The sequence below is a fragment of the Thalassoglobus sp. genome, from assembly GCF_048270125.1.
Lineage (GTDB): Bacteria > Planctomycetota > Planctomycetia > Planctomycetales > Planctomycetaceae > Thalassoglobus.
On the sequence record NZ_JBLWTN010000006.1, the window covers coordinates 61766 to 85288 of the forward strand.

At 50.0% G+C, this 23523-nt stretch carries 13 protein-coding genes; 6 read left to right on the forward strand and 7 right to left on the reverse strand.

Going from position 1 to position 23523, the window contains the following annotated elements:
- A partial coding sequence (locus ACN0YR_RS09380) for an N-succinylarginine dihydrolase (protein ID WP_417848949.1) occupies window positions 1-611 on the forward strand: 611 nt, incomplete at its 5' end.
- A gap of 100 nt (window positions 612-711) precedes the next feature.
- Here the strand turns inward: ACN0YR_RS09380 and ACN0YR_RS09385 are convergent.
- On the reverse strand, window positions 712-1512 hold the full coding sequence (locus ACN0YR_RS09385) for a DUF1338 domain-containing protein (RefSeq protein WP_417848950.1): 801 nt from the start codon (window positions 1510-1512) through the stop codon (window positions 712-714).
- A 23-nt stretch (window positions 1513-1535) separates the two neighbouring features.
- Window positions 1536-2627, reverse strand: a complete 1092-nt coding sequence (locus ACN0YR_RS09390) for a dipeptidase (protein WP_417848951.1) — start codon at window positions 2625-2627, stop codon at window positions 1536-1538.
- A gap of 651 nt (window positions 2628-3278) precedes the next feature.
- Between ACN0YR_RS09390 and ubiE the strand changes: the two genes are divergently transcribed.
- Window positions 3279-4028: a bifunctional demethylmenaquinone methyltransferase/2-methoxy-6-polyprenyl-1,4-benzoquinol methylase UbiE gene (gene ubiE, locus ACN0YR_RS09395; protein WP_417848952.1), complete on the forward strand. Its 750-nt coding sequence runs from the start codon at window positions 3279-3281 to the stop codon at window positions 4026-4028.
- Between the two features lie 36 nt (window positions 4029-4064).
- On the opposite strand, the gene ACN0YR_RS09400 is transcribed toward ubiE, so the two are convergent.
- From ACN0YR_RS09400 to ACN0YR_RS09410, 3 genes are all read right to left on the reverse strand, one after another.
- The gene (locus ACN0YR_RS09400; RefSeq protein ID WP_417848953.1) at window positions 4065-5171 is read right to left on the reverse strand and encodes a DSD1 family PLP-dependent enzyme; all 1107 of its coding nucleotides are present in this window, start codon (window positions 5169-5171) and stop codon (window positions 4065-4067) included.
- Between the two features lies 1 nt (window position 5172).
- On the reverse strand, window positions 5173-6567 hold the full coding sequence (locus tag ACN0YR_RS09405) for a glycosyl hydrolase (protein WP_417848954.1): 1395 nt from the start codon (window positions 6565-6567) through the stop codon (window positions 5173-5175).
- A 211-nt stretch (window positions 6568-6778) separates the two neighbouring features.
- Entirely contained in the window at window positions 6779-8161 is a 1383-nt protein-coding gene (locus ACN0YR_RS09410; protein WP_417848955.1) for a sulfatase-like hydrolase/transferase, read from the reverse strand.
- Between the two features lie 275 nt (window positions 8162-8436).
- Between ACN0YR_RS09410 and ACN0YR_RS09415 the strand changes: the two genes are divergently transcribed.
- The gene (locus ACN0YR_RS09415; RefSeq protein WP_417848956.1) at window positions 8437-11037 is read left to right on the forward strand and encodes a M48 family metalloprotease; all 2601 of its coding nucleotides are present in this window, start codon (window positions 8437-8439) and stop codon (window positions 11035-11037) included.
- A 171-nt stretch (window positions 11038-11208) separates the two neighbouring features.
- Here the strand turns inward: ACN0YR_RS09415 and sucC are convergent, their stop codons facing one another.
- Together sucC and ACN0YR_RS09425 are read right to left on the reverse strand one after the other, a co-directional pair.
- A complete protein-coding gene (gene sucC, locus ACN0YR_RS09420; RefSeq protein WP_417848957.1) occupies window positions 11209-12396 on the reverse strand; it encodes an ADP-forming succinate--CoA ligase subunit beta in 1188 nt (395 codons plus the stop codon).
- A 310-nt stretch (window positions 12397-12706) separates the two neighbouring features.
- Window positions 12707-14500 carry a sulfotransferase gene (locus tag ACN0YR_RS09425; protein WP_417848958.1) on the reverse strand — a complete coding sequence of 598 codons (1794 nt, stop codon included), beginning with the start codon at window positions 14498-14500 and terminating at the stop codon, window positions 12707-12709.
- Window positions 14501-15304: 804 nt separating this feature from the next.
- Between ACN0YR_RS09425 and ACN0YR_RS09430 the strand changes: the two genes are divergently transcribed.
- From ACN0YR_RS09430 to ACN0YR_RS09440, 3 genes are read left to right on the forward strand one after another with little or no spacing between them, the layout of a single operon-like run.
- Window positions 15305-18625 (forward strand): hypothetical protein, encoded by a 3321-nt coding sequence (locus ACN0YR_RS09430; protein WP_417848959.1) that lies wholly within the window; start codon window positions 15305-15307, stop codon window positions 18623-18625.
- Window positions 18625-19722 carry a squalene--hopene cyclase gene (locus tag ACN0YR_RS09435; protein ID WP_417848960.1) on the forward strand — a complete coding sequence of 366 codons (1098 nt, stop codon included), beginning with the start codon at window positions 18625-18627 and terminating at the stop codon, window positions 19720-19722. Before ACN0YR_RS09430 ends, ACN0YR_RS09435 begins: the two co-directional genes overlap by 1 nt.
- A gap of 37 nt (window positions 19723-19759) precedes the next feature.
- Window positions 19760-23287, forward strand: a complete 3528-nt coding sequence (locus ACN0YR_RS09440; protein WP_417848961.1) for a TlpA family protein disulfide reductase — start codon at window positions 19760-19762, stop codon at window positions 23285-23287.
- Window positions 23288-23523: the final 236 nt, after the last annotated feature.

Here is a 23523-nt window from a genome sequence, read left to right on the forward strand (position 1 = left end):
CTGATGTGATCGATGCCGGCGTCTTTCATAATGATGTCATTTCAGTGGCAAACGAAAACGTCCTCGTGTGTCACGCCAAGGCATTTGTAAGTCAGCCTGCGGTCTTGAATACGCTCAAAACGCAACAGCCATCAGTAGAAGTCTTTCAAGTTTCGTCCGACGAACTCTCGGTTGCAGATGCCGTTTCGTCATATATTTTTAACAGCCAATTGGTCACCTTGCCGAATGGGACGATGCTATTTCTCGCACCGGAAGAGTGCCGCACGAATCCGTCTGCTCGATCAGTTCTTGATCGGCTGAAGGATGAGGTCGACGTGGTCAGCGAAGTCGAATTTGTCGACGTTCGCCAAAGTATGCAAAACGGCGGTGGCCCGGCCTGTTTACGCTTGCGAGTCGTACTGACTGAAGATGAAGTTGCTGCCATTCATCAACCGATCTTGCTGACTGATGCGACCTATCAAAAGCTCACATTCTGGGTGCAGCAGCACTACCGTGAAGAACTCACGCTTGAAGATCTTGCAGACCCTGAACTATACAGGGAGGGCTGCGCAGCACTCGATGAACTCACGCAGATTCTGGAACTTGGGGCAATTTATCCATTCCAGAAGTAAGTCGAAATCGAAAGCCGGTTACGCCACCGCGAGCCGCTGGGGAGCAGTTTATGAAGCTATCAAAGTGAGCTTCCTGTGCTCGCCAAGCATTGAAACCGGTCTACTCTCGGCGATCTGTGCTTTGGAAAATCTTATCTGCACTTTTCGCGATAAAACCGGTGAAGAGTTTTCCGTCAGGCTGTTGATATCGACGGGCGAATTCGTAGTAGCAGCTCGGGATCGTAAACGTACCGTCGGAAAAGGAAACTTTCATCTGAGCTGCCAATGTGGATGATTGCTCAAGAAGTTCTTCCGGTGAACCTTTGATCTCTCCCCCCGCCGTGTTTAACGGAAACCCGTTTGACTTAACGAATTCGTTGAGTTCTTGAAGAGACACAAACGACTTCAGCGCGTTGACCGAAACCGTAAAATGGTTTGCACAAAATCCAAATGCAGCCAACCAGCCAGCGTACTCACTTTCTTCAACCAGACTTGAATAAGTGGAATGGTCGATGTCCCACAGACGACCTTGGGCACAAAGCTGACCACTCGAAAGTTCAAGCGATGAAATTTGGTCAACGAGAGTTTTAGCAGTGGCTTGTAACTCCTCGGACATTTCACTGAGTTTCAGTTCGCTAATAAAGATTTTTGGAAGCTGCTCATCAGGATGTTCATAATGTTTTGCAAAAAGATGCTTGCCGGGAAACTCATAGCTCCCGCACTCTTTGTATCCTGCACCTAAGAATGGCTTTGCCAGAATTTCAATCCCAACACGTGGATCGTCAAAGGTTCTGAACGCAATGTGATCATTGATGACGGTCTCGCCACGCTCAGAGAGGAGTTGATGAATCGCTTCGGCCTGCGGATTCATTTCCTGAAACGTATCCCAGAGAGTTTGAAAAAGCGAATTGAGTTGAGACATTTGACACCTGCTGTGAGTTAAAATCAGTTCTGATTCTTCTTGAGGCTCTTCGCAACCTCCTCTGCCTCTTTCAACGCTCGAAAAATATTTTCTCCCAGTATTTTATGGATTTCATCCGCTGAATAACCTCGTTTAAGAAGTTCTTCTGTGATCGCCGGATAGGTCGAGACATCTTCAAGGCCCACGGGTAATTTTGAAACACCATCGAAGTCCGACCCAATGCCGACATGATCGATTCCGGCGACTTTAATCACATGCTCGATATGGTCGACGACGATCCCAATATCGCCGAGAGCGTTTTTGTCTTTCTTGAGAACTTCAGTCGGGACAATAAATGTTGGGAAAAAGTTGATCATCACTACTCCACCATTTTCAGGAAGGAGTTTCAAAATTTCATCGGGAACGTTTCGTGGATGATCACAAATTGCACGTGCAGATGAATGTGAAAAGATCACCGGGGCTTTCGTCACTTGTAACGCGTCGCGCATCGTCTGGATAGAAACATGCGACAGATCGACCAGCATGCCCAGCCGGTTCATCTCCCGTACGACTTCCTCACCGAATGGAGACAACCCCTGGTCTGGATCGCCGTTGCACGATCCGGCCCACTCCAGGCTGCGGTTGTGCGTCAGGGTCATGTAACGGACCCCGTCATTATAAAATTTATTGAGCATCTGGAGCGACCCCTCAATCGAGTGTCCCCCTTCGACGCCCATCATCGACGCAATTTTCCCCGACTTGATAATCCGCTGAATGTCATCGGTCGTTGAAGCCGCTTCGAAATGATCCGGGTATTTTTTGTACATATTGTGGACGACGTCGATCTGCTCGAGAGTTCGTAACAGCGAGTCGTTGCTGTCGATCGTATCTCCGGAAACATAGACGGACCAGAATTGAGCTTTCAATCCGGACTTGGCAAGTCGCGGGATATCCGTGTGGAGTTCCGGCTGTGGTTTTGCAATGTCGAGTTTCTCAAACGAACCGCTTGCCAATTTTCGAATTTGCCATGGGAGGTCATTGTGCCCATCAATCAACATCCCTTCATTATGAATTTTGAGGGCTTCAGGGCTTAAGGTAGCTGGCTCGGCAGCGACTCCTGCTGAGTCATGAAGCATCAGGCCACTCCCGAACATTATCAGTGCGAGAATGGAGAAGCGGCGGGATGTCGCAAAGTTGGGGCGGAAGAATGGCACGGTGGCTCCTGAATTGATCAATGAGTGTTGATAGAATTGTACGAGGCGCTCTGCAGGAAAGAAAGTTCCCCCAAGTACGCTGGAGAAAATCTGATATTGGTTATTTCTCTCTCTCGGCAAGCTGCCTATGTAATCATGGGATTGACCGTCCCAGACGGGATCGTCTCCCTCAGCCAATGCCGTACTGTCTCCCCAGCAAGAACAAAACGAATGCCTTGGCTGCCTCTCATTCGCAAATCATCCCGAGGTGACTAAACTACAAATTGAAGACGATCGATTTTGAAGTTTGTCCGGTCTTCTGAGTTAGGTATTCAGAGAAAATTCGGTCAAGCTGATTCACTTCAAAAAAGTCCTGAAGCGATTTCCGCTTCGGTTCTCATCGAATTCCCGACCAGCTAGAGTTTTGCAGATCCGCAGAGGAGAGCACTTTTCGTGGATCCCGGGGATTCGAAATGAAGGTCGAACTTCAGCATGTCCCCTTCACTTTCAATCACTGGCCTCTTAACCGGCGGCCAGATTGAGCCTTTTCATCTTTATCGCGGTTGCACAAGCCGCGTCAGGTATTGAGCAAGAATGTCCGAAGCGACGATGACTGTCGACAAATCTGGTGAACGTGTCCAACGAATGTTCGGGCAGATCGCTGACCGCTATGACCTGATGAATCATCTCCTCTCCGGTGGAGTCGATATCTACTGGCGATCATTCACGGTAAAGCAGGTTGCTCCCCAAAACGATTCGCCGATCCTGGATGTTTGCACAGGCACGGGTGACCTCGCGCTGACGTATTGGAAAGCGGGGAAGAAACAAATTCCGGTCTTCGGAACCGATTTCACCCCTGAGATGCTCGAACGCGCACGGGCCAAATTCGACAAGTTGAGTTCTGCGGAAAAACAAACAACGGCAGAAGTTCAATTTCAGGAAGCCGATACGCAACAACTTCCGTTTGACGACAACATGTTTCAGATTGTTTCAGTCGCATTCGGACTTCGGAACGTTGCAGACACACGGGCTGGTTTGAAGGAAATGTTACGAGTTTGCGAACCGGGCGGTCGTGTGGCTGTTCTTGAATTCTCAAATCCGACGATGCCCGGTCTGGCCGGCGGATATCGATGGTACTTCAAAAATGTCCTACCGAGACTCGGTCAACTCTTTGCGAAAAACTCGGAACAGGCATACAACTATCTTCCACAATCGGTCACAGAATTCCCGTGCGGTCAGGAACTCGTTGACATCATGACAGAATGCGGAATGATCAATGCTTCGTTTATTCCGTTGACATTTGGGATTGCGACTCTTTATGTCGGAGAAAAACCTTCCTCTTGATTTACAACCAATAAATCGAACGGAACGTTCTCGTCATCACTTGAGTTTCCCCCGAGCTGCAATCGGCCAGATGCACTCGACACGATCGTCTCGCAGGCCGACAAACTCATTGTGCAGTACACTTGTATGGTCGCTGTACCCCGGTGAAACGATGACTTTGTCACCGACAATCAGGTTTTGGGACTCTGGACCCAGCTTGAGTGTCATGTGCTCTGCACTGAGTTGAGTCACTTCGGCATCGCTGAGCGCTTTGCCGTTGACCATTGATGGGACAGTCGGCGGATGAATATCCGGATGAACGGACTTTCTTCCAACATCGAGTACTGCACGTTCTAAACTCGGACGACTGACCACGCTCGCCACCAAAGTCAGGGATGGTGTCAATCCTTTCACGCCGCAACGTTCGAGGTAAAAGCGGTCGGCGAAAATCCCGCCACCAGCTTGAAGTTCTGTCACAGCGGGATGTTTGGCAGTGATCTGATACGAACCGGTTCCGCCAGCACTGACGATGTCGCAACAGATTCCTTCTGCGAGCATCACATCTCGGAGCTCTTCGAGAAATGAGAGAACCGTAAAAATTTGCTTCTGTTTTTTCTCTTCGTCTGTCTCAGTAAGCAGGTGACCTTCGTATCCCATGATCCCCACAAGTTCGACTCCGGGAAGCTTGTCGACTCCGCGGGCGAGTTGCTGTGCGTCCGGGCCGGGACGGATTCCGACTCGCTGCATCCCGAGATCGACTTCGAGAAGCACCCGGCACTTCACACCGTTCTGACGGCAAACATCAGACAACGCCTCCGCTTGAACAAAGTGGTCGCACGCGACAACAGGATCACCGATTGAACAAAGCTTGGCGATTCGCTGAAGTTTTTGTTCTCCGATTATCATGTTGGCAATCAGCACGTCCGGGATGCCATTTTCTATGAAGACTTCTGCCTCTGAACTCTTTGCAGATGTGACACCGATTGCTCCGGCATCAAGCTGCATTTGAGCGATCACCGGAAGCTTGTGGCACTTCACATGAGGTCGCCAGTTCTTCCCGTGTTCCTTGAGGTAGCTCATCATGCTGTTCAAATTCGCTTCCATGATCGCAAGATCGATGCAAAGCGATGGCGTGTCCAACTCAGTAATATGTTGCCCGATCATCTTAAGATTCCTTCCCGTCAGTTTGTCCGAAAAATGTGTAGTAAGGTTCGCCGTTTGCAATTCGTTGTACGAGTAAAGCCGCTTCGCGAAGATGGTAATCCCCCCACATGCAAGCTTCTCCAGAAGGGATGTTTTTTCCTTCGGGAATGTGGTCCCAACCTCTTGGACGATGGTAAACCGAGTGAAGCAGCAAGCCTTGATGTGAACTGTCGAAGCTTAAATATGGATCTTGCAGCAACGTCGAGAGAATCGTCAGTCCGATTTGGAAGTAATGTTCTCCCTGGGAATTTCCTCGCGATTTCAAAATGTTTCCTAAACGAATAAATCCTTGAGCAGCGATCGCTGCCGCTGAACTGTCTACCGGCTCGAAATCGTTGAACGGGTCGGCAGGACGGTTTTTGTAATCGCCTAGTTGAGCCAAGCCCGGCGCACCGGTGTCCCAATAAGGGACGCCGTCGGTCGGAGTTTCGGAATAGTAATAATCACAGGCCGCCATTGCAGCTTCGAGCATGAATGATTCGATTTGCTCTCGACCTCCAAAGAGTTCCAGCTCTTCGTCGGAGATCGTTTCGAGGAATTCGATTTGTTCCGGATAGCCAGAGATGATCCAGGCTGCACCGCGAGTCCAAGTCGTAAATGGGCTGTAACCTTGTTGAGTACTCGGACAGCGATAGCGGCCGTCGTTCAGGTTGAACAGACTTTCATGAGCGACCCGCCCGCGGACATCGTACGCGTCGCGGTCTTCTCCATAGAAAATGTTGGAAACGGCAGTGCAATGAGCATGCATCAACAGTCGTTCGAGAAGTGAAATCGCTTCGTCGTTTTCCCCCATCAGGCAATGCTTCAATTGATGTGCCATTGCCAGTGAACGGAGGGAGCGAATAGTGTCACAAAAGAGTGATTGCGGGCCATTGAATGAATAGATGTAACCGTCGCCGTCGAAGGTTTCACTCCAGCGAGATGCTTGAACTGCCCCGCTCACTTTAAGCGCTAACTCATAAACGTCGAGTTCTCGTTGATTGAACGGGATACGTCCTTCCAGCATCAAACGGCGTAATGCCCCATAAGTGCTGATGTTGTTAAATCCATGGTCATGGACTCCGATGTGGCTGACGTGTGAGGCCATCAACTGGATTGTTTTCTCTCGACCAAGTTCCAGAAATCGCTCGTCGTTTGTGGCGTCAAACTGGAGTATGGCAGAACCGATCTGAAATCCCTGAGTCCACTCCGTCCAGCCCTGCGCAGTATATGTTCCGTCGATTGTGAACACCGGAGTGCCTTGATTCGATGACCATGAACTTTCGATGTTGTTGATGCAGTCAGCAGAGGCTTCCCACATCTTTTGGATGCCGGGCAAAAGATCTTGTGGCGTGAGTAACGGGTTGATTGTAATCATGTTTAAAATCTCATCGAGCAACAAAGTGACAGCAGGTCTATAGTGAAAGGATTACAACAGGCTTTCCATCATCACGTGCAGACTGCAAGATTGTTTGTCATTGATCGTTTTGTGGATGTTGCGCAAGTTAGGTAGTGGGACAGACAGTGAGGCACAGAGGGTAGCACAGATTGGGACACGGGATCACAGTAGAGATAAGCAGCGGCGGGAACTACGGAGCGTCTGGCTGTCTCGTCGCTGTTTGACCGATCTCTGTAATCCATTCGCTATAAGCTTCCATCATTTTTTGCACACGCTTCGGAAACTTCTTTGCGAGGTTGATCTCTTCACCTGGATCATCTTGCAGATTAAAGAGTTGAAAGTATGCCGTCTGTCGCTTCCCTTTCTTTTCTACAAAGAGTTTCCACTCTCCTTCCCGAACAACCCAATTGTTTCGATAGCTCCAATAGAGTGTTCGCGGTGAGAGTGTTTTTTCCTCATACAACTCGGGAACCAGACTGACGCCGTCTAATGGTCTCTCTGTTGATGCTGAAATTTTTGCCAAATCGAGAAGAGTAGGCATGATGTCAATGGTCATGGAAGGAGTCTCGGAGACGGTTCCAGCGGGAATGTGATCGGGATGCCAGGCAATCATTGGAACTCGATGCCCACCTTCCCAGAGACTTCCCTTGAATCCTTTCCAGGGGGCATTTGATCCTAATTTCATGGCTCCATTATCTGAGAAAAATAGCACGAGCGTATTTTTGTCGATCCCGAGTTCGCGTAGCGTTGAGACGATTTCTCCGACGCCGTTGTCCATTTCAATCATCATCTCTTTGTAGGCCTGCGCGACGTCTTTGACTTTCGCAGACTGGATGTCCCCCACTTTTCCAGCTTCTCGGACAGGCGGATCGTTTGGTCCCTGGAATGGGGAATGAACACATTCATGAGCAACGTAAACGCAGAACGGCCTGTCCTTATTCTGTTTGATGAATTCGACAGTATTCTTAGTGATGAGGTGTGTGCAGTAGCCCTCTTCGGGGGTCAGTTTATCGTTGTGCCACCAGTCTTCGATTCCCATTCTGTCCAGGTGTGACTGATAACAGATATTGCCACTCACATACCCCCGGAACTCGTCGAACCCGGACTTCGTCGGGTTGTACTGAACTTCGTAGCCGAGATGCCATTTGCCGAACATCGCTGTGATGTAGCCAGCCTGGCCTAACTCCTCCGCAAAGGTGATTTCCGACATCTGCAAGCCGTGATGCCGATTCTCCTTTGGATCTGCATTGACAACACCATCAATTCCGGCCCGCTGCTGGTATCGTCCAGTCAGCAAGGCTGCTCGCGTCGGACTGCATACCGAGCCATTGGAATGAAAATCGGTGAACTTCATTCCCTCTGCAGCCAATTTATCTAAATGCGGCGTTTTGTATGGCGGACTGCCGAAACAGGAGATATCCCCGTACCCCATATCATCTGCCATAATCACCATAATATTGGGGCGATCTGGAGAGCCAGCTGAAGCGTTGTTCAGGGGGATGAATTGAGCCATGACAGCAGTCATCAGAACTGCCATGACCGCCCGCTTGTGAGGTGTCTTTTTGATAGTCATGTTGAGTATCATAGCAAGTCGGTCTGTTGGACAAAGCCTTCACCGAGAGCACTTGTTCAGACGTCGCTTTCGCTCGAAAAATGCCTGTGGCTAAAAAAACAAAAAAATCGAACGGCCCACTCCAGCTGACTGCCAGTGATATCCAGAACACTTTCGTGTTTCTTGAGTCCGCGAATTGAGCGTCTTGTCAGGTGTTGGCTGAGTGCAACGAGACAGGACTTCTACAACTTTATCAAAACCGCTCTAGAGAGATATCCTTAGAAAGAAACCTCGCAATGAAGCGTCTTCAAACGCAAGTTCTCGCACTCTCTCTGCTCATACTTCTGGGACTCTCAGCGAACAGTTTTTCGCAAGAAGGGTATTCGTCGGCCCGAGATGAATGGGAAGTTTTCAATGAAGTAGCGCAGCTCGAAATGCAAGGCGATCTGGAAGCTGCGATTGAGATGCTCAAGGCCGACATCGCCAACAAACAGAGATCACCATCTCTGGTCCTCGAAGAACGTCGGTATCTGGCGCAAATCTATCTCGACAATGATCGTCCGAGAGATGCGATCGAAGTTTTCACGGACCTACTGAGTCAGCCATTGCATCCACTCGACGAGTACGACTTTCTTAATGATCGAGCCGATTCATACGACCAGATTGGAAAGCATGAACTTGCCAAGGCGGATCGTCTCACAGCGAAGAAGCTGATCGAGTCTAATGCGGATCTGGACTATGAATATGCTCCCAGCTCACCTTCTCAGCCACTTCGCGAGACAATTGAGAACCGACTCCGTCAACACTTCCCAGAACTCTCATCAACAAGTTCTGGGGAAACAGTGATTCTGATTTTCTGGGGCGCGTTAGTCTGGTTGCTAATTGTGATCTGGGACATTTGGAAAGGGAATCGCCAACGGATTGAAGGTGAGGGAACCTGGAGACGACTCATTGGTGTCTCTGCAGTGATGGCGCTGTTCCAGTCTCTCCCATTTCAGATTTTTCTACTGTATTTCATGCTGCTTCCCGAGGAGACCGAACTCGACACACCTTTCCATGTCGCAGTCGTCACAACGATTCTGTCCACCTTTTGGGTTAGCTTATATTTTGTCCCAGCGATTCGTTGGATTGGCTCAAAGGAACCTCTTACAAAGGTTGATGACGAACAGTTTCTGCTCCGGCTCAACCGGATGTCCACTGAATTGGGAATTCGACCACCTGTGGCTCGGCTGCTTCCCAGCTCCGGAGGGCCAATGATGATACAAGCCTTCGCGGGTGGACTGCCACAACCTTCATTAACACTCAGTGACGGAGTCTTAATGAGGCTCGAAGAGCATGAAGTCGATGCCATCGTTGGACATGAACTGGGGCACATTGCAAACAAATCTTTGTGGTGCTTTCCTATCTCTGCCGCGCTTGCGTGGGCTTGCCCCATCCTGGTCTCAGCTCAATTTGGATTCTGGACATCTTTGATGTTCGGAATGGCAGTGTTTGCTGGGTTGAGCAGGATCGTCAGCCGATATTTCGAATACGATAGCGACCGAAAAGCAGCGCAAGTTGCGGGCGTTTCCGCGACGATCACAGCGCTCGACAAAACGCACATCGCTTCCGCCGTCAACAATCAGGGTTGGGCTTCGTTCCTGGCTTACTCAATGGCGACTCACCCCTCGCAGGAGGAGCGTCTTTCGGCACTGGCAATGAATGCTCCTGCAGATGACCAACCAAAGATCACCTGGTCTCCGAGGACGGCAATTAAACGGAGATGGGGAGCCAGAATTGCCTTTCTCTGCTGGGTCGGAATTTTAATTACCTGCTTCTTCGTTCCCGAAACGGACAATTGGCAGATGGTGCGCGGACTCGTTCTTGCGACGATCTTCTTTCTCCCCCAATTGATGATTCAGAAAGCGATACGAAAAGAAGTCCGCTCAGAAATGAAGCGCCGACAGGTACGACAGAAATCGATCCTGAGCCTAATTGCTGTGATCGCGGCGGTTCTTTTATTCATCTTGATAAGTTGGTCTCTCTCGCAAGACGTTGAGAATATCGTTCAGGATGATACGGGCTTCAGTTCGTACATGTTCTGGATTTCCGTCGTCGTGCTGACAGTCCTGTTTATCATCTGGAATCAGCGAAAAGCGGCACGTTCTCCCGTGGCACAAATTCGCTTGGCGTTTCACCAAAAGCGATGGGCAGATGCCGTTGAATTGGGCCGAGTGAATTGGGAAAACTTAAAGCCGAACGCTGCGGTTCGAAACGATTTGATACTCGCACTCTGGATGACCGGAGAAGAAGAGCGAGCAATTCAGGCGATGCGGCAACTTCAAAAAGATTTTCCGAAATTCAAACATCCATGGGTGATGGAAGCGCTGATGCATCTGGATCGTGGAGAATTTCAAACAGCTCTGGATGTTCTCGATGAGGTCAAACGCGACCTGAAAGATGACCTCGGTCGACTCGGGATTGTTGCTCGAGCATCTCGATTCTTAGGAAAAATCGACGATGTTCGGGAAACTGCAGACCAGATGGAATCCATCTCCCCCAACCTGGCAGCGATTCATTCGTTTCGGTCCCTTGTCGCCATGGATACCGGGGATTCTGAAACGGCACTTGAACAGATTCAAAAAGCGGAGTATCTCGCTCCTGGGGATGCCTACATTAACCTGCTGAAGGCAGAATATGAGTTTCGGTTTGGAGACCGAAACGCGGGACTGAAAACATTGGCAGCAGCGAAAGTCCTCGTCAATGCAACGCCGTTTGCTTTTCTGAGAGCAGAGTTAAAGCACGTTGAGAAACTGGCTCAACCAGAAATCGACTCGAAAGAACCGAATTCTGGGGCCGAAGTGGAGGCCGAAACGGTTAATGAAACCGATTCTGAAGCTGAAAAGAACGACGCTTAAAATCTTTTCAATGCTTGCCGTGCCTGCGAAGCTCACTTTCATGACTTGGTAGAGTTCACGAATTGATAGACAGTTCGCCACAATGCAGAATGCATAAGCTGTTCTGAAAAACCGTTCAGCTGCACACTTGAAGCGTGCAGCTGAACGGTCGAAAAACGAAAGCGACTCGACTTAAGCACCGAGTGTAGCAACCACTTTTTGGGCTGCGTCGGTGAGGTCGTTCGCGGTTGTGATTTGCTTGCCGGAGTTGGCGAGCATCTCGCGAGCCTTCTCGACGTTCGTTCCTTCGAGACGGACGACGAGCGGAACTGTAATGCCGATTTTGTCGTATGCTGTCAGCAACGCTTCGACGATGGTGTCACACTTCATGATCCCACCAAAGATGTTCACGAGGACCGCTTTGACGTTGTCATCAGCGAGGATGATGCGAAACGCCTCGGTGACCTGATCAACATTTGCTCCGCCGCCGACATCGAGGAAGTTGGCCGGTTCTCCGCCATGCAGCTTGATCAAGTCCATTGTGCTCATGGCCAGTCCGGCCCCATTCACAAGGCAACCGATGTTTCCATCGAGCTTCACGTAGCTGAGCCCTGCCTCTTGAGCCTGGACTTCGTTGGGTTCTTCTTCGCTCAAATCACGCAACTCGTCGAAATTCTTGTGACGGAACATCGCGTTTTCGTCGAATGCAACTTTGGCATCGAGTGCCAGCAGTTCACCATCGCCGGTAACGACGAGTGGATTGATTTCGAGCAAGCTGCAATCGTTGACTGCGAAAAACTTACAGATGCGTGGGAAGAATTTCCCTGCCGCTTTCATCGCAGCCCCTTCAAGGCCGAGTGCGTAAGCAATTTTACGAACCTGGAACGGTTGTAAACCTTCTGCAGGATCGTAATGGACGCGGATGATTTTCTCTGGGGTTTCTTCAGCGATCTCTTCAATCGCCATGCCCCCTTCCTGTGATGCAATCACACAGGGAAGCCCAACTTCACGATCAACGACGACTCCGAAATACAATTCGCGGGCAATGTCGAGACCTTGTTCAACGTAAAGCGTGTTGACCTGTTTGCCTTCTTCGCCAGTTTGAATTGTGACGAGTGTCGACCCGAGCATTCTTTCGGCGTTAGCGATGGCATCTTCGCGAGATTTCACAAGAACGACGCCACCTTGTTCCGGGTGTTCGATAAAGCGTCCTTTCCCACGTCCTCCAGCATGAATCTGGGATTTCACAACACAAACAGCTGTGCCCAGTTCATCATAGGCCTTCCCTGCTTCTTCTGCCGTTTTGACGACGATCCCACGCGGAACTGGAACATCCATTTCCGCAAACAATTTTTTCGCCTGATATTCGTGAATCTTCATGACAGGGCCGTCGATCCTTTATGATTTCTACTAGCAATTCAATTGAGTCCGAATGGTCTTGCACGAATCACGCAACCTGAACCGGGTAACGAGTTCTCGCTCAAGAACCAGCATCGAGAAGATGATAGTGTCTCAATCCCTGGCTCGCTAGAATACATTCGTGTTTCTTGTGCTCGTGAAGAACGGCTTTCATCAGGAAAGTACTGTCCACCACAAGCCGGAGCGTGTGCAGCATTCAAGAAAATGCTTGAGCAGACTTAAAAACCTGCCCGAATCGTATGAATTCGGGGGCACGAACATGCTGAAAGGCTTAGTGATAGCCAAGTTTTGCTCGCAGCGGACCGAGTTGTTCGTTGGCGATTTTCAGGACTTCAGAAGTGAAATTTTCAGATTCTTTCCAGACTCCAGAGCGTCCTTTCCGGCGAAATTCCAGAGTCCCGGTTTTCTGATGCTTCTTGAAATGGTGTTTCTCCGCAATACTGGCAGCCAGTTCCGGATCAACTTCCGCCGAGATTAAATTTCCACAAGAGATGAGATGCGGCGCCGGATCGCGGAGGAGGTCCTCATAAGAGAGTTGCAGCTTTTGCTCGACAGGAAAGGCCTCATAGGCTTGTAATGCGAGTTCCATCGTACTGCGAATATGTTTTGCGGTGCGGCGAACGTTGAGTTCCTTTAGAGGATCAGTCTGATCGCCGAAGCGATCATTCCAACTTCCAGGCTTTTGTAAATCGAGATAAGAATCGAGCGTATCGTAAGGATCTCGAACGAGATGAATCATTCTGCCTTGCGGGAACAGAATCGCCAACCAGTTGTAGAGCTCGGGTGTGTTCACCTCTTTCACTGCGAGGCTATGTTCACCAAACTTCGGATATCGATCTTCGATCATTTCGAAAAACATTCTACGAATGCCATCGAGCCAGACTTTCTGATGCTTCTTCGAAAAGAATGAGGCTGGCCGCTGATAGTCATCGGGACGATCCTGAAGATGCTTGAACAGTCGACCGAAATATGGTTCGTGCCACTTACGAATTTTTGGGAAATCACCCAACATCTCAGCCAGCCATGTTGAGCCGGTTCGCCCGCATCCGATGATCCACCCAATCTGGTGCTCCGCAACCTGGATTCCTGAAGATCTCCGCTCAGCTGTACGAAGATGCGAAATCAACCGCTGCGCGCGATGCTCATACAGATGAGAATTGAGTGTAATTTGTCGGGCCTGCTCGCTTTTCTTGATTCGAGTCTCCTCGTCCGACCAGACTTCTTCGAGAGCTGTAATGACCGATTCGGCATCTTCGAAATAGACAACGTTCTCTCCATAGAGTTCACTTACTTCCTTTCGCGGCGGCCCCGTGACAAGCGACGCATGGCCAAAAGCAGTCACTTCATAAACTCGCGGGCTTGCGGACTCAGCGACCTCGGATTCTCGAAAGATGTTGAGGGTCGCGATGGAGTTCGAGTAGATCTCCCATTTTTCCGGTCCGTCGATCGTCTTCTCGCGGAGGTCCGTCATTCTAAATTTTCCAAGCTCCTTCCTCCCATCAAGAATTTTGCCCGCAATGAGAAACCGCTTTTGCTCTTGCTCACAATGCTGTGCGACTTTCAGAAGCAGAGGAAGTCGATCTTCAAAAACGGTCCCTAGAAAGGAGACGGCGTAACGTGGTTGCGCGTGTCGCTGAATCGATGGGAACTCAAGAGAGGCTGTCGGGAGGTAGATGGTCTCTTCATTCGCGCAACTTAACTCATTGGTAAACCGGTGAGTGTATAGGGACTCAACGTTGGGCATTTCTTCATAAGGGTCATCGGTCGCGATTAAGACAGTCGGAATCCCTGCTCGACGAATTGAAAGAGGAATCCGAGAGCGTTTCCCACGAAAATAGAGACCGTCGACAAAGATCACGCAGTCAATACGGTTATCAACGTCCAGAGCCGTTCCAAGAATATCTGAGCAAACCGATTCTGGGCTGAGCACCTTCAGCATTGAGAAAGTCGGATAAGGAACAACATCAAGGCCGATCAGACTCAGGCCAATTCGATAGCCCTCCCACACATCACGCGTTGAGAAGTTCGCTGCTCCAGAGACAAGCAGAATTCTTGAAATGCCCACTTCGATGATCCCGCTGAAACACGCTCAGCGAGAAATTTCACCAAGCAGAAGAAAATTGATCGTCACAGGAAAATCAGATTTCGCATTCCCCGTCGAACAGGGGAAAATGCAGAAATCAGACAATTCCAAGACATTTTCTACAATACCGCTCTCTTTCCAGCGAACTCAAGGCGTTGTCAACAATTCTGAGAGACAGAGAAATTCCATCGTTCAATCATTCCGAAGATTCGGGCTTTGCGACATCGGTGTGTAGATGAAACCCAGGTATGGGGAGCAGGATCCGGACTTCAGAGTAAGGATCGAAGTAAGAATCGACGAACTGCCAAGCCCGCCAGGAGAGAAACTGCCAGTTCAGGCAACTGATCGATATGGCCGGAATTTGGGGATTCTTCTGGTAGTTTTTGACGGATCAATGTATATTTCCACATTGTGAATCGATCTGCAGCGACTGTCTTCAAACCGAGGATTGAGTAAGTCGAACAGCCATGCCGATCAGCGATGTGAATCTTGGTTGTTGTCAGTAATTTTCACAAAACAATCCGCAGAGACTCATTTTCACACGTATAGACTTCCGGCATCTTCGGGAACTTCAAGAACAGTTCTTTTTCGGTGATTTAGCAAACTGTTCAGTCAACGAAGACAAGACAGCGAAGGTGTGTTTCAAGAGCAAATCAATAATTTGTCTTTACGTTCTCCTTCGTGGCGAGCAGTCTGTGGAGTCATGAAAATGATTTTCACGGGCATGACAAGCATTGAAAATGCTCTAATCTCTCAATTTCTCTTGGAACAATGGAGATTCGGCAGATGGACGATCGACAAGTCGAATTACCCCAGTCGTCTGGACAACGTGGGCAATTGCCAGAAGGAACACGGCGGAGACTGGAAGAGTTCCAAAAGCGTGTCCGATTCATCAAGATCGCAGAAGGACTACTCGCTGGACTATTTGGTTTAGCAGTTTCTTACCTGCTGGTCTTCGCCTTGGACCGGTTCTTTGACACCCCCGCTCTTCTTCGTGCTGCAATCCTGATTGTTGGTGCACTGGGAATGGGCCTTTTCCTTCCGTTGAAACTCCATCGGTGGATTTGGGGCACACGAACAATGGAACAGGTCGCCGGTTTAGTGCGAATCAAGTTTCCCCGCCTGGGTGACCAACTCCTTGGGGTTGTTGAACTGGCGATGAGCGAACGGAACACCACTGACAGTTCGACTCTGACACAAGCTGCAATCAATCAGGTCGATTCAATTGTCAAAGACAAAGACCTTCTCGATGCCGTCCCGGATCCACAACATGGGTTCTGGTTGAAAGTCGCTGCCGTTCCGCTCGCACTGATGTTGGCCTGCCTCATCATTGTGCCCGCCGCCGGAACAAACGCATTGACCCGCTGGCTCACTCCCTGGAGGAACGTTGACCGATACACCTTCGCGCAAATCGATCAACTTCCTGCAGAAATCGTCGTTCCACATGGCGAAGAATTTTCCCTGAAAGCAAAGCTGGGCCAAGCCACACGATGGTCTCCGAAAACAGGGACCGCGAAATCGAGTGCGACTCGCGCTGCCATTACCACTGACCTCAAAGATGGCGAGTATGAATTCTTAATTCCTGCTCAAACGCGTGAATCTCAAGTCAACGTCCGGATTGGTGACGTTCGTGAATCTGTCCGGGTTCAAACAGCCACTCGCCCAGAACTCAAAGAGATGCAGGCATCGATTCAACTGCCGAAGTATCTCCAGTATTCACGCAACTTGAAGACGGACGTTCGAGGAGGAGTCATCTCTGTCGTCAAAGGAGCTGAGGTCGACTTTGCTGCCACAATCAATCGAAAGCTCAAAGAGGGAGACGCTCTCGGCGAAAGTTCGAAAATCGACGGTGACCGGCTCTTCATTTCCGAAGTCAGTGTTGCTGACTCTGGTTACTTGACTCTGCGCTGGAAAGACGAATTGGGGCTGACGCCGAAAGACGATTTCAAACTGAAAATCAACGCCGTCGAAGACGCAGAACCAAGTGTCTACTGTCAACAGGTTGATCCTCGGCAAGTCGTTCTTTCGACCGAAACGATCTCGTTTGAGCTTTCGGCAAGCGATGACTTCGGGTTGAAGAATGTAGGACTGCGCTGGGAAGGGATTCAAGACGCCCTTCACAATCCGGAGCCAGACAACGGTGAAAAAGTGGTCAGTGTCGGCCAACCGGAAGCGATGACACTCTCCGCAACAGCCTCTTTCTCTGCCGAAGCAGATCAGGTTCGCCCGCAAGCATTGAAGATACAGGCGTTCGCAGAAGATTATCATCCCGAAAGAGGCCGAGCCTTCTCGCCGACTTATGTCCTCTATGTCATGTCTCCACAAGACCACGCAATCTGGCTCTCAAATCAACTTAGAAGGTGGGCCAGCTTAGCGGACGATGTTTACGAGGAAGAAGTTCGCCTGCATGATGCGAATCGACAAATCCGCCGTATGTCCAGTGACGAAATTCAATCAAAACAGGTTCAGCAACAACTCAAAAGCCAGGCAACCGCAGAGAAGTCCAACGCCATGCGACTCGATGCCGTCACAACTCAGGGAGAAGTGCTGATTCAACAAGCTGTTCGCAACCCCGAAATGTTGGTGGGCCATTTAGAAACATGGGCTGAAGCACTTAAACAGCTTCGTGATATTTCAGAGAATCGCATGCCCTCTGTCGCCGACCTACTCAACGATGCTGCTCAAGCAAAATCGACAGCCAAACCCAAACCGGGAGCAGGTAAACCGAGCAAAACCGACTCCGCTCCTAAAGCTGGAAACAATCGAAACCAAGCGAGTGGGAAGCCTGGTGCCAAAGATGAAGAAGAAGGTCCGGCAGTCCCCAAAGCCCCCAGCATCACCGATGTCGAATCTGGATTTAATAAGCCGAATGAAGCAGAGGCTGGCAAACCGAAAAAGAAAAAACCAAGCACCGGAAAACTGGGATTGCCATCGACCGTGCTCAATGGCGGACCAAAGCCTGAGCCCAAAGAAGACGAGGAAGAGGAAGGTGCCGACGAACAAGTCGATGAAGCAGTCGAACTTCAAGCCAGCCTGATTGATGACTTCAACAAGATCCGAGAAGACTTGCAAGCCATCCTGGATGACCTGGAAAACAGCACGTTTGTCAAACGCTTCAAAGCTGCCTCTCGGCGACAAATGGAAATTGCCAAAAGCTTGAACCGCACAGTCTTTAAAGGCTTTGGTGTCACGTCGGATGACCTCGACCAACGTCAAATCGATCAGTTGGCCAACATTGCAGAATCCGAAGTTGCCCAAAGTCGAAATGTCTGGGAAATCCAATCCGATCTCCAAGCTTATTTCGGTCGGAAAAAAGAGGAGAAATTCAAACGCATCCTGGATGAAATGAAAGAACTCGAACCTGTCGCTCAACTCAATGAGCTAAGTGAACGAGTCCAGGAAAATCTTTCAGGCGAAGCGATCGTCCGTGCGGAATTCTGGGCAGACACATTCGACCGCTGGGGCGAAGAACTGGTCTCCCCATCGAAGTGCGGAGCATGTAAAGGTGGAAATTCCGTCAGTCTGCCACCTTCAATTGTCCTCGAAGTGATGCGAATTATCGAAGCCGAAACGGATCTGCGGGAAGAGACCCGCTCACTAGAACAGTCTCGGGCAGCGATGGAAGTCGACCAATATGATACCCGAGCAAAAATGCAGGCTACGACCCAGTCTGTGCTTCTAAAGCGAACGGAAGATGTCGTCAAAGATATACGTGCACTCCCAGATGGTGAGAAGAACTTCTCGAAGGAAATTCAAATCGTCACAGGAGCCGCACTCGCAATGAACGACGCAACTCAAATCCTGAAACGTCCAGACACCGGTCCTGAAGCAATCGCTGCGGAAACCGAAGCGATTGAACTTCTGCTCCAATCCAAGCGAGCCAACCCAAACGGTGGCGGTGGTGGCGGCGGATCCACTCCCGGCGGCGGTGGTGACGGAGACACACAACGTGTCGCGCTGGCAACAATCGGAGCCACTTCCGATCCAAATGCCAAAGTCAAGGATCGCACCGTTGACCAATCGAGCGGAACTGCCTCTGAGAAGCTTCCTGAAGAGTTCCGCAACGGACTTGATGCGTTCTTCAACGCTTTGGAGAATCAAAATTAATGACTGATGTATCCATCAACGACACTCAGACCAAACACCTCACGAGCAAGCTTTGCCTTGTCTGCCTGGTTTTGTTTGCTGGATTCCTGCTGCCAACATTCGCAGCTGCTCAAGACTCAGAGCTTCGCTACGGAGACGAAGTTCCAGCGGAAGTTGAAGAAGTTTATCAGCGGGGCTTGAATTGGCTTGTTGAAAATCAATCCGAAAATGGATCTTGGGGCGGATCTCAGATCGGTCATGGTGGCTCTGGAAATTCCGGGATCACGGGCATGTGTGTGATGGCGTTTCTCGCCAGCGGAGAAGACCCGAACTTCGGGAAGTATCAGAAAAATATCTGTGCAGCTGTTCGAAATCTCATTCGTAGCCAGGATGCGAAAACAGGATACCTTCCGGGAAGCATGTACCACCACGGGTTCGCAATGTTGGGGCTTTCGGAAGTGTATGGCGTGCTTGATGACGATCTCGTCTGGCAGGGAGAAACCGATCTCACCAACAAACGCACAATCGGAGAAGCACTCGAACTGGCAGTTCGCTGTGCTGTCACTTCGCAGAAAAACAATCAATGGGGTGCATGGAGATATTCTCCAGAATCGAACGATGCGGACACTTCCGTTTCTGGAGCAGTCCTCATGGGATTGCTGGCAGCGAGAAATGCCGGGATCAAAGTTCCCGACGAATCGATCGACAAAGCACTGGAATACTTTGCAAAAATGACGACGAAACAAGGGAGTGTGGGCTACTCCGGCATTGGTGGCGGCGGGTCGAGAAATTTGCAAGCGATTTCAACATTGGTCCTTTCGATCGGACATCGCAAAGAGATCGACCAGTTCGCCGGACTGACAAGACAAATCACGAATAATCTTGAATACCCCGGGAACAGCTACCCCTTTTACTTCCGCTACTATATGGCTCAAGCACTGTTTCAAGCCGACTTCGAGTCCTGGAAAAAGTGGAACCAGCTCAACATTCGTCAGATTCAAGACATGCAAAGTGATTCCGGGAGTTTCCGTAGCCAACATGGCGAGGCATACGGAACAGCAATGTCGATGCTTGCACTCGCCTTGAATTACCGATTTCTACCGATCTACGAACGGTAGTCCTCACTTTGCTGAGAAATAGATGAGGCCCCATCCAATGATGAATGCTTCTTTACAGAAGCTTACTCTGCCGTGTGCCAGTGCAGATCAAGCTTCGCTGTTGTTCTCGACTCAACAACAGCTCAGGCCCAGTCGCCTCCTTGCACTTCTCCGATCGCTGTGCGCAATTGGACTCGTCTTGGCCTTTCCCGCCTTTGGACTGGGGCAAGCTGAAGAGAAACCAGCCGCAGAGAAACCTCCTACGGCTGCCAAAGCTGAGGCTGCCCCTGAAGCCGCTGCGGAGGCTGCCAAGGTCGAGGCTGCTGCGGCTGAAGCGGCTGAGGCCGTCGCAAATCAGGTGGAAGCACTCCTGAAAAAGCCTGATAAGATAACTGACGGAATACCTTTTCCCGTCCCGGAAGCGCTGGGGACGCCCGTCATTCAGAAGACAACGCTCTTCTGGGGAAGTGGCGATTCTCTCACCGGAAAAATTCTCGCTGCCGATCCGGAAGCCATCACGTGGGATTCCGAGCTTTTTGTGGATCCATTGAAGATCGAAATCTCCGCACTCTCTGCAGTCCGCTTTCCAGATCGTCAAGAGGCCTCTCCACTGAAGGAGCCATTTCGAATCTCGATGTCGAATGGCGACGTCCTCTTTGGAAAGATGATTTCTGCGACAGAAGAATCGATTCAGTTCCATAGCAACCGGCACGGTGAATTCAGTTTGCAAAGAAACAAAATCGAAAGCATCAAACGAGTCGACACCCCCGACTTAATTTACCTGGGTCCGCGTGGTCTGGAAGGTTGGGAAAAGCCACAAAATTCCGATGAGCAAAATGCGTGGCGTGCACTCAGTAATGGCCACCTGACAACAAGCTCACCAGATCGTGGAATCTATCATCAGATTGACTTCCCGGAGAAGGCAGAGATCGAACTCATCATCGAATCGTCAAAATTGCCACACTTCATTTTTGCACTCGGCCAAAACCGGACATCGTGTGTTCGTGTTGAAAGCTGGGCGGAAGTCCTGGTCGTCCTGTCGCGATTTCAGTTTCAGGAAGTCGACACGCTCGAATCGAAAACAACACGAGTTCACTTAAATCTCTTTTTAGACCAGGCAAACAACCGGCTTTCGATCTACTCCAATTCCGGTGAGAAGCTCACAGAAATCGTAGACAAACTAGGATTCTTCCAACCGACCGGCATTCAGCTTTGGAATCGAGAGGGAGACTTAACGCTTAATTATTTGAGAGTCGATCGCTGGAATGGTGAACTCCCCAAACCGTTAAAAGTTGGTCAATCTCGTGTCCAAACGACAGACGGAAAAGTGATCTACGGAACACTTCCCAACTTCGCGACCGGGACAGATGTCATCACGATCCAAAGCGAGAGCGAAAAACGTGAAATCAAAATTTCTAACCTCTCGAACATCATTGTCAATGACGGATCACCTGCGGAACTCAAGCTGAGCCCGACGAACGTTGCCTGGAAAGAAGGAGGGTTTCTTTCTGGGGAAATTAAGTCGATTCATGAGGATCGAATCGAAATTCAAACTCCGTATGCCGACGGAACAATTGCTTCAACGTTGTCGGGAATTCAGCGGATCTCCTTCCCAAACAATGCCGAACCTCCTCAAAACTCCGACCAGCTCTTCTTTGAGGGAGGGTCGCTGCACGGGGAACTTGTTGTTGATGGAAAAACAAAAGATCCAATCCGCTGGACTCCAGTCGGTGGTTTAAACGCAAGTGCGCTCTCCGCAAAAGGAGAAGCTCGATTTGTGCGTTCGAAAAAGGGGCAGGAACTCAGCATCAATACGGATCAATTTCCTGATGTCCTCTATCTGCTCAACGGAGATGTGATTCCTTGCTCACTCAAAAGTGTAATGGAAGAGAAGATATTACTTTCGGTTCCGTTCTCCGAGGTCAAAGAAATTCCAACCAGCCGTGTTAAAGCCGTGGAACTCACATCAGCTGGAAGTGTGAAACATGCAAACTTCACAAATCAAGGCTGGAAACGTGTCACGGGTCGTCCCAACCTGAGTGACTCTTCCATAACGTTCCGCACGTCGGGAGCCTTTGGAAACCCCTCGATTATGACCGGCGACCTGGTGAAGTTTAAGGTCAACTGGGGGTCACAGCAGTATTCACAGTTGATAGTTCAGCTCTTTGGAAAAAAACTCGAAATTGATCCAGAGGCGACCAGTGTTGCGATTCACGTAAACGGAGACAAAATCTGGGTCGAAGAACATGAAGCGAACGCCCAAAATGCTCGTATGTTAGGCAGAGGGTTCAATCCGGGAGATTCCCAAAAATCTGAAACGGTCACTTCTCCAGAAGGAACAGCCGAAGTGACACTGGCTGTTCGGGATGGTCAAATCCACGTAGTGATTAATGGAACGCAACTGAAATCGATCGAGTTGAAAAATCGCCGATTGAAAAGCCGCAGTCTGGTTTTCCAAGCCAACATTACCTCCGTCACTCGGAACCTGTCTTACGGAAAAAACCCACTCACACGCGGAATCGTTGTCGAAAACTTTGAAGTCCGTAACCATGATGGCGCCTCAGCCAAGCAGTTCATCCTTGAAGAGACCCGAGACCGAACGTTACTCATTCCAAGATTCCGCAGAGACAATCCTTCGACTCATGTGCTATTGGCTCCCAATGGAGACGTGCTGCGTGGGAAACTTCTGAACATCACCGATCAGCAGGTTCGGTTTGAGTCTCAACTCGAGGATTTCGGTTTCGAACGCGAGCGAGTGGCTGCTGTCATTTGGCTTCATCCTCCAAAGCAGGGCGAAGAAGAAAAACCTGACACCCAGGTCGCAGAAGCTCATCCCGAAATTCAACTCCGTTTCGGTCGAGGATATTCGCTCAGTATGGACCCACAGAAAGTGGTCGACGATCAACTCATAGGCACCGCTCAAAGCCTGGGGGAATGCTCGATTCCGGCAGCTTCGATTCAGGAAGTCACTCTCGGCGATGCGGCTTCAGTTTCTGAAATTGTTTCTTATTCACGATGGATTCCAAAGTTCGCTGCCGAACCAGATTGGGAGATTCCAGAGAGTGATGGATCGGGACCAGCCCATCAGCTTGTTGGCACGACTGCGGAGGATTTTGAACTCGCCGGTCTGGATGGCACAACATTCAAGCTCAGCGATCACGATGGAAAGGTGATTGTCCTGGACTTTTGGGCTTCCTGGTGCGGCCCCTGCGTTGCAGCCTTGCCCGATTACATCGAGTCGACATCGGGATTTGATCCCGAAAAAGTCATTTTTGTGGCTGTCAATCTGCAAGAATCTCCGCAGGTTGTCCGAAAATTCCTGGATGAAAAAGGACTTTCACCGCAAGTGGCGATGGACGAATCAGGTGCCATCGGGAGCCGGTTCCGTGTCTCCGGAATTCCGCACACCGTTGTAATCAGTCCGGGAAAGACGATCGAACAAGTCCACATCGGCTACCGCCAAAATGCCGGGCAGAATCTTCGCCAAACGATCGAAAAAATTCTCGACGGAACATGGGAACGTGAGGCCCCGAAGAGCGAGAAAAATGACGACAAGAAAGCTGAAGAGACCACGGACGAAACATAGTCCTAACTGAGGTTCAAAACCTTCGTTCGACTCAGAGCAGTTTGCTCTCCCTTGTGCCCGTGTAGAACGTCTAGAGCATCTTTCGAATTGGTTTGCAGGTTCTGCCTCGTGGCGAACAGCATTTTTACTGGAGAAATGCGTTCTTCACGGGCACACGGTAGAGCAAACTGCTCTAACGCGTAGAATCACCATGCGTTATGAAGCAAAACGCGATTACAACTTCGAGAGACGTTCTT